This is a genomic window from Acidimicrobiales bacterium (genome assembly GCA_036491125.1).
Taxonomy (GTDB): Bacteria; Actinomycetota; Acidimicrobiia; order Acidimicrobiales; family AC-9; genus AC-9.
Genome location: DASXCO010000142.1, coordinates 1 through 2,162, shown reverse-complemented (window position 1 = coordinate 2,162; position 2,162 = coordinate 1). Strand labels below are relative to the sequence as shown.

Here is a 2,162-nt window from a genome sequence, read left to right as displayed (position 1 = left end):
AACCTCGCCGGCGGCAAGGCCTCCTTGACCACCCCGGGGCTGACCGCCGGCGCGCGGCAGATCACTGCCTCCTACTCCGGCGACTCCAGCTTCCTCGGTTCCGCCACCGCTAGACCGCTCGTGCAGAACGTCACCTGCACGGTCATCAGTGGGACCCACAACGGGTCGATCACCGTCACCGGCTCGACATGCTTCCAGGGCGCGACCGTGAACGGCGCTGTGACCGTGGCGCCCGGCGCCGCCCTCGCCGCCGACCATTCCCAGATCAACGGGGCCGTCTCCTCCAACGGAGCCACGGCCGTCCGGATCTGCGCCAGCACGGTGAACGGCGCCGTGAGCCTGACCAAGACCAGCGGATTCGTGCTGATCGGCGACGGCGGCGACCGTGACGACTCGATGGCCCCGTGCGGCGGCAACGTCATCAAGCAGAGCGTGACCATCACGAAAAGCTCGGGCTCCGTCGAGCTGGGCGGCAACACCATCACCGGGGCGGTCAGCGTGACGGGGACCACGGGCGCGCCCGCCGAGCTCGAGCGAAACCACCTGACCGGCGCCTTGTCGTGCACCGGCAACGTGCCGCCGCCAACCGACGACGGCCAGCCCAACGTGGCCGCCTCCAAGAGCGGCCAGTGCGGTGCGCCCGGCTTCTGACCTCGACTATCGAGCTGCGGGGCCGATCTAGGCCGCGCGCAACGCGGGGGCGATGACAGGCTGCTTGCCTGGATCGCTCCGATGCTCGAGGGCGGTCAACACACCCCAGGTCCCCCAGCCCGCCGGTACGACGGCCCAGAAGCTCACGACGCGGTAGAGGAGCACGCCGGCCAAGGCGCTGTCCGCCGGCATCCCGTAGGCGACGAGGAGAAAGGAGAGGCCGCCTTCAACCACGCCGAGACCTCCGGGAACGATGGGGATCCAGGAAGCAACCTGAGCCAGGCCATAGGCGACGAGTACGCCCCGCCATGGCACCGATGCACCCGTCGCCGACAGACACGCCACCAGGCAGGCGAAGTCGCAGAGCCAGTTGAGAACGGCCAATGCACCAGTGCGGATCCACCCACGCAGGTCGAGCCCGACCGCACGGACCCGAGTCCCCAGCTCCGTGACGGCATGCACGATGTGACCCGCGGGAGGGACATTGGTGGCGACGCTCGCCACCAATGCCTGACCGACTGAGCGCGCTCGCTCGGAGCGGCGCCCCACCAGGACGCCTCCCGCAGCCACGAGAGGAATGGCGGCCAGGACCGCCACCAGCGTCCGGAAGTCGGCCACCGGTCCGCGGTCGCCGGCGATCTCGACTCCGGCCGCCACGACGAGGAACAGAGCGAAGCTCCCCAGGGCTCCGGCAACGAGCACCACCCAACCGGCGAGCAGCCGGTCGGCGCCCCTCCGCCGCAGCCGGCGGAAGACCCAGGGGGCGCCCCATGCCACTCCGCCGGGGAGCGTGCGGGCCAGGGCGTCGCTCGCGAGGGTGATCGCCGTCATCGACCCGAGACCGATGTCGACGTCGCCGGCGCGGAGCAGACGCTGCTGAATCCGAGCGAAGACGAGCATCGATGCCGCTTCGAGCGTCAGGGCTGCCATCAGCCATTGCCAGCGGGGGTGAGCGAGAAGATGACCGGCGGCACCGAGGTCGTTGGTACGGCTGATTCCGGCCAGGGCAGCGAGCCCGAGTAGGACCAGGATCGCGGTCCGCCGCAACCACCGGGTCCACAGCTGGCGTCGAGGAGCCCCGCCCGAGCACTGAGCGAGAGGCTCGTCGAGGACCACTCTGAGGGTCGTCGCCTCGGACGCCCTCGACTCGAGCTCGTCACTGGTGCCTCCCTGGTCTTCGTCCGCACCTCTTTGGCTCGGGAGCACCACTGCCGTCTGCATGACCCACCCTTCCCTTTCCCCGTCTGCCCGACTCGGCTGGTCCAGGTCCTTCCGTGAAGACCTGTTGCCCATGTTGAGGATGACCACTGGGCGTTCGCTGGGCGTTCGGTGGGCGTTCTCTGGAGCGACCATTTGCCCTGGCAGATGGGGGGAGTCAGGCTGGTGGCACAAACGATCCCGTGGGGGGGCGATGGAGTTTCGGGTCCTGGGCCCGCTCGAGGTGGTGGACCGGGATCGCTCGACCCCGCTGAGGGCGAACCGGGAGGGGTCGCTGCTGGCGATCCTGTTGG

General features: G+C 69.8%; 2 protein-coding genes. One reads left to right on the top strand and one right to left on the bottom strand.

Going from position 1 to position 2,162, the window contains the following annotated elements:
* Positions 1–651, top strand: a 651-nt coding sequence (locus VGF64_11450; GenBank protein ID HEY1635366.1) for a hypothetical protein, incomplete at its 5' end; no start/stop codon positions are given.
* A gap of 27 nt (positions 652–678) precedes the next feature.
* On the opposite strand, the gene VGF64_11445 is transcribed toward VGF64_11450, so the two are convergent.
* Positions 679–1,872 carry a lysylphosphatidylglycerol synthase transmembrane domain-containing protein gene (locus VGF64_11445; GenBank protein ID HEY1635365.1) on the bottom strand — a complete coding sequence of 398 codons (1,194 nt, stop codon included), beginning with the start codon at positions 1,870–1,872 and terminating at the stop codon, positions 679–681.
* Positions 1,873–2,162: the final 290 nt, after the last annotated feature.